Raw genomic sequence first — 5,123 nt, 5'->3', positions numbered from 1 at the left:
GTCATCCATCCCGACGAGTGTACGGGGCCGTGCTACGGTTTGGCCTAGGTCGAACAAAGGCCTATGCCAAAGAGCCCGTCGGGGCTGACAGGAGGAGCACAGTGAGCACCGCGACCACCGGAACCGGGCGCGTCAAGCGCGGTCTGGCCGAGATGCTGAAGGGCGGCGTCATCATGGACGTCGTCACCGCCGAGCAGGCACGCATCGCCGAGGACGCGGGCGCCGTCGCCGTCATGGCGCTCGAGCGCGTGCCCGCCGACATCCGCTCCCAGGGCGGCGTCGCGCGCATGAGCGACCCCGACCTGATCGATCAGATCATCGCGTCGGTCGAGATCCCCGTGATGGCGAAGGCGCGCATCGGCCACTTCGTGGAGGCCCGGGTGCTGCAGGAGCTCGGGGTCGACTACATCGACGAGTCCGAGGTGCTCTCGCCCGCCGACTACGTGAACCACATCGACAAGCACGCCTTCACGGTGCCGTTCGTGTGCGGGGCGACGAATCTCGGGGAGGCGCTGCGGCGCATCAACGAGGGCGCCGCGATGATCCGCTCGAAGGGCGAGGCGGGCACGGGTGACGTGTCGGAGGCGACCAAGCACATCCGCAAGATCACGAGCGAGATCAACGCTCTGACGTCCATGACGCGCGACGAGCTGTACGTCGCGGCCAAGGAGCTGCAGGCGCCGTACGACCTGGTCGCCGAGATCGCGGAGACCGGCACGCTCCCGGTCGTGCTGTTCACGGCGGGTGGTGTCGCGACGCCCGCCGACGCCGCGATGATGATGCAGCTGGGTGCCGACGGCGTGTTCGTCGGTTCCGGCATCTTCAAGTCGGGCGACCCGGCCGCCCGCGCGGCCGCGATCGTCAAGGCCACCACGTTCCACGACGACCCGGCGGTGATCGCCGAGGTCTCGCGCGGCCTCGGTGAAGCCATGGTGGGCATCAACGTCGCGGACGTCCCCGCCCCGCACCGTCTCGCCGAGCGCGGCTGGTGACGGCACCCGCGCCGCGCGTCGGCGTGCTCGCCCTGCAGGGCGACGTGCGGGAGCACGCCGCCGTGCTCCGAGACCTGGGGGCGCGCGTGACGCTCGTGCGTCGGCCTGCCGAGCTGGAAGAGGTCGATGGGCTCGTCCTGCCCGGCGGGGAGTCGAGTGTGATCGACAAGCTGGCGCGCGTGTTCGGTCTGCGCGAGCCGATCCGCGCCGCGATCGCCGACGGGTTGCCGGCGTTCGGCACGTGCGCGGGGCTCATCCTGCTCGCGGAGCGGATCAGCGGTGGGATCGAGGGTCAGCAGACGTTCGGCGGCCTGGACGTCACGGTGCGGCGCAACGCGTTCGGCGGTCAGACGGAGTCGTTCGAGACGGATCTGGACGTGCCGGAGTTGGGTGATCCGCTCGTCCGCGCCGCGTTCATCCGCGCACCGATCGTCGAAGCGGTCGGCGCGGCGACACCGCTGGCCGCGCTGGATGACGGGCGGATCGTCGCGGTCGAGCAGGGAAACCTGCTCGGCACGGCCTTCCACCCCGAGTCGGCGGGCGAGCTGCGCTTCCACCGGCGCTTCCTGGACCGGGTGGCCGCGCGCGCTGCGTGATGTCCCGCTTCCTGCCGCTCCGAGCGCCGGCGGGTCCCGCTTCGTGTCGGTTTCCGGTCCCATCCGACACCGAACGGGACATGGCCGACGCGAGACGCAGAACGGGCCGGGATCCGCGAAGGATCTCGGCCCGTTCTGCGTGCGGAGCGGCTCAGCGCACCTGGCGCGCCTCGAACTGCATGCGCGGGTGCGCGTAGTGCTCCTGCGCCTCCACGAGCTGCAGTTCGCGCTCGCCGGACGCGAGGGTCTGCTCGAGCAGCCCGAAGACGCTCGACGCCGTCCGGGCGAGCGCCTCTGCGGCCGAGCGAGTCTCGCGATAGTGCGCCGTGAAGAGCGCCGCGGTGACATCTCCCGAGCCGTTCGCCTTGAACGGCAGGTGCGGCGTCGCGAGCAGCCAGGCCCCGGCGTCGTCCACCGCGAGCATCTCGATCGTGCCGTCCTCGCGATCCGGTCGCTCGACGCTCGTGACGAGCACCGTGCGCGGCCCCATGTCGCGTGCGCGATCGACGGATGCGAGCGTCGAGGCGAGATCGCTCGGCTCGGTGTCCGTGAGGTAGCCGAGCTCGAACTGGTTCGGCGTGATCACGTCCGCGACCGGAACCACCCTGTCGCGCAGCAGGATCGGGATCGCCGGAGCGACGAAGCACCCCGACTTGGCATTGCCCATGACCGGATCGCACGCGTAGATGGCCTCGGGGTTCGCGGCCTTGACGCGCGCGACCGCATCGATGATGACGTCGGCGATGCCCTCGCCGCCCTGATAGCCCGAGAGGACGGCGTCGATCTGCGGGAACGCCCCGCGCTCCTCGATGCCCGTGATGACCTCGCGCACGTCGTCCGGCGAGATGAGCGGACCGCGCCAGGCGCCGTAGCCCGTGTGGTTCGAGAAGTTGACGGTGTAGACCGGCAGCACCTCCACGCCGATGCGCTGCAGGGGGAACACCGCCGCGGAGTTGCCGACGTGACCGTAGGCGACAGCCGACTGGATCGACAGGATCTTCATCCCTCGATCCTCCCACCTCACGGTGCGGGAGGGGACTGCGGGGCGCACGCGGTCGGCGCGCCGGGCGTTCTCGTAGACTGTCACGAGGCCCGGACGCCGAGAGCGCGTGGCCGCGAGACGAGATCGGGAGAGACATGTCAGGTCATTCCAAGTGGGCGACGACCAAGCACAAGAAGGCGGTCATCGACGCCCGCCGCGCGAAGTCGTGGGCGAAGCTGATCAAGAACATCGAGGTCGCGGCCAAGCTGGGCGGCCCCGACCAGGCCGGCAACCCGACGCTGTTCGACGCCGTGCTGAAGGCGAAGAAGACGTCCGTCCCGAAGGACAACATCGACCGCGCCATCAAGCGCGGCGCCGGCATCGGCGGCGAGTCCGTCGACTACACCACGATCATGTACGAGTGCTACGCGCCCGGCGGTGTCGCGATGCTCATCGAGTGTCTGACCGACAACAAGAACCGCGCCGCGGCCGAGGTGCGCACGGCCGTGACCCGCAACGGCGGCAACATGGCCGACCCCGGCAGCGTGTCGTTCAACTTCGAGCGCAAGGGCGTCATCGTCGCCTCGAGCGAGGGCACGACCGAGGACGACGTGATGCTCGCGGCGCTCGAGGCGGGTGCGCTCGAAGTGGAGCCCCACCCGCAGGGCTTCGAGATCGTGACCGAGGCGAGCGACATGGTCGCCGTCCGCACAGCGCTGCAGGATGCGGGCATCGAATACGAGTCGGCGGACGCCGAGTTCGTCGCGAACGTCAAGGTCCCGGTCGACGCCGAGACCGCGCGCAAGGTCTTCAAGCTGATCGACGCGCTCGAGGACAGCGACGACGTGCAGAACGTCTTCACCAACATCGACCTGTCGCCCGAGGTGCAGGCCGAGCTCGAGTCGGACGACGAGTAAGCCGCCTTCGTGACGCCGCCCCATCCGGTTCACCGGATGGGGCGGCGTCGTTCTGCCGGAGTCGCGATCGCTACGGTGAAGGCGTGGACGAGGAGGCCCTGAGCGGTGGGAACGTCACGCCCGTCGTGCGTATCGGCGGCACCGTGCGTCGCGAGACGGGGCCCTGGACGCCGGCGGTCCACCGCCTGCTGGAGCTGTGCGAGCGGGCGGGGATCGCCGGAACACCGCGCCCGCTCGGGATCGACGAGCAGGGCCGGGAGATCCTGACCCACCTGCCGGGCGTCGTGCTCGCCGAAACGCGCGCCGAGGTCCTGTGGTCGCGCGCCGTGCTGCATGCCGCGGCGCTTCTGCTGCGGCGGATCCACGACGCGAGCCTGCCCCTGGCACGCGAGGCGTCGGCGCGCCGGCCGCAGGACTGGCGGGCCGCCGTCCACGAGCCGGTCGAGGTGATCTGCCACAACGACTTCGCGCCGTACAACCTGCTCGCCTCAGGCGACGCTCTCACCGGCGTGATCGACTTCGACTTCGCCTCGCCCGGTCCGCGCATCTGGGACGTGGCCTACCTCGCCTACCGGCTCGCGCCGCTGGCCGAGGACGCGGCCGCCTTCGACGCCCGGCGCGACGGCTCCCCGGACGAGAGGATCGCGGATCTCGTGGCTGCGTATGGAGGAACGTGGCCGGTCGAGCAGGTGCGCTCGACCGCCGCGGCGCGGCTCGACGAGCTTGCGGCCTTCACCCGGGAACGTGCGGCGGCGACGCGGCGCACCGATCTCGCCGCGCACGCCGACATGTACCGCCGGGATGCGCGGAGGCTGCGCTCGTGACCTGACCGCCGGTCGAGGACCAGCGAAGCGTACGGGCGCCGCCCGGCGATGCGGCGCGGAACCCGGATCCGGCACGCCTACGCTGGGCGGGTGAGCAGTCTGCGCGTGCTGGGCATCGACCCCGGTCTGACCCGGTGCGGCGTCGGCGTCGTCGACGTGGCGCGCAACCGGACGGCGACGCTCGTCCACGTGGGGGTCGTCCGATCGGCGCCGGAGCTCCCGATCGCGGAGCGGCTTGCCGCGATCGCCCAGGGCATCCGGGCCGTGCTGGATGCGCACGCCCCGGATGTCGTGGCCGTCGAGCGCGTGTTCGCCCAGCACAACCTGCACTCCGTCACGGGCACGGCCCAGGCGAGCGGCGTCGCCCTCATGCTCGCCGCCGAGCGCCGCATCCCGGCCGCGACGCACACGCCGAGCGAGGTCAAGGCGGCCGTGACGGGCTACGGAGCAGCGGACAAGCGGCAGGTGCAGACGATGATCCAGCGCGTGCTGCGGCTCGACGCGCTGCCGCAGCCCGCGGACGCCGCCGATGCGCTCGCGCTCGCGCTGTGCCACGCGTGGGGCGGCGGCGTCTCCGTGCAGGCACACGGCGCCGACACCTCGCTCACTCCGGCGCAGCGCGCCTGGGCCGACGCGGAGAAGCGCACGCGGCGGACGCGTGTCGCTCGAACATAGGTCCGAACCGGCGCCTAGGCTGGACGCATGATCTCCTCCCTGCGCGGCACGGTGCTGCACGCCGGCACCGACAGCGTCATCGTCGAGGTCGGGGGAGTCGGCTTCTCGGTCGCCGTGCCGCCGGATGTCGCGCGCAC

Annotated in this window: 7 protein-coding genes; 6 read left to right on the top strand and 1 reads right to left on the bottom strand. The window is 71.3% G+C overall.

All coding sequences use genetic code 11. The annotated features are described in order from the left end of the window. Positions 1 to 101 precede the first annotated feature (101 nt). Positions 102 to 992 (top strand): pyridoxal 5'-phosphate synthase lyase subunit PdxS, encoded by an 891-nt coding sequence (pdxS, locus tag RIF89_RS10805; protein WP_309069115.1) that lies wholly within the window; start codon positions 102 to 104, stop codon positions 990 to 992. Beyond that, the gene (gene pdxT / locus RIF89_RS10800; protein ID WP_375294469.1) at positions 989 to 1,588 is read left to right on the top strand and encodes a pyridoxal 5'-phosphate synthase glutaminase subunit PdxT; all 600 of its coding nucleotides are present in this window, start codon (positions 989 to 991) and stop codon (positions 1,586 to 1,588) included. The genes pdxS and pdxT overlap by 4 nt, the downstream gene beginning before the upstream one ends. Positions 1,589 to 1,739: 151 nt before the next feature. Here the strand turns inward: pdxT and pdxY are convergent, their stop codons facing one another. Continuing rightward, entirely contained in the window at positions 1,740 to 2,591 is an 852-nt protein-coding gene (gene pdxY, locus RIF89_RS10795; RefSeq protein ID WP_309069114.1) for a pyridoxal kinase PdxY, read from the bottom strand. A 134-nt stretch (positions 2,592 to 2,725) separates the two neighbouring features. Between pdxY and RIF89_RS10790 the strand changes: the two genes are divergently transcribed. From RIF89_RS10790 to RIF89_RS10775, 4 genes are all read left to right on the top strand, one after another. Next, positions 2,726 to 3,487, top strand: a complete 762-nt coding sequence (locus tag RIF89_RS10790; RefSeq protein ID WP_309069113.1) for a YebC/PmpR family DNA-binding transcriptional regulator — start codon at positions 2,726 to 2,728, stop codon at positions 3,485 to 3,487. 83 nt (positions 3,488 to 3,570) lie between these two features. Beyond that, a complete protein-coding gene (locus tag RIF89_RS10785) occupies positions 3,571 to 4,311 on the top strand; it encodes a phosphotransferase (RefSeq protein ID WP_309069112.1) in 741 nt (246 codons plus the stop codon). A gap of 48 nt (positions 4,312 to 4,359) precedes the next feature. Beyond that, entirely contained in the window at positions 4,360 to 4,986 is a 627-nt protein-coding gene (gene ruvC, locus RIF89_RS10780; protein WP_309069111.1) for a crossover junction endodeoxyribonuclease RuvC, read from the top strand. Between the two features lie 27 nt (positions 4,987 to 5,013). Continuing rightward, positions 5,014 to 5,123, top strand: a 110-nt coding sequence (locus RIF89_RS10775) for an OB-fold domain-containing protein (protein ID WP_309069116.1), incomplete at its 3' end; no start/stop codon positions are given.

This window comes from Microbacterium sp., assembly GCF_031178525.1.
Classification (GTDB): domain Bacteria; phylum Actinomycetota; class Actinomycetes; order Actinomycetales; family Microbacteriaceae; genus Microbacterium.
This window is presented reverse-complemented; position numbering and strand designations above follow the sequence as displayed.

What these genes read in the sequence shown, in the direction of transcription:
- pdxY (WP_309069114.1), bottom strand. Translation starts at nt 2,591, where the DNA reads ATGAAGATCCTGTCGATCCAGTCGGCTGTCGCCTACGGTCACGTCGGC.
- RIF89_RS10790 (WP_309069113.1), top strand. Translation starts at nt 2,726, where the DNA reads ATGTCAGGTCATTCCAAGTGGGCGACGACCAAGCACAAGAAGGCGGTC.
- ruvC (WP_309069111.1), top strand. Translation starts at nt 4,360, where the DNA reads ATGCGGCGCGGAACCCGGATCCGGCACGCCTACGCTGGGCGGGTGAGC.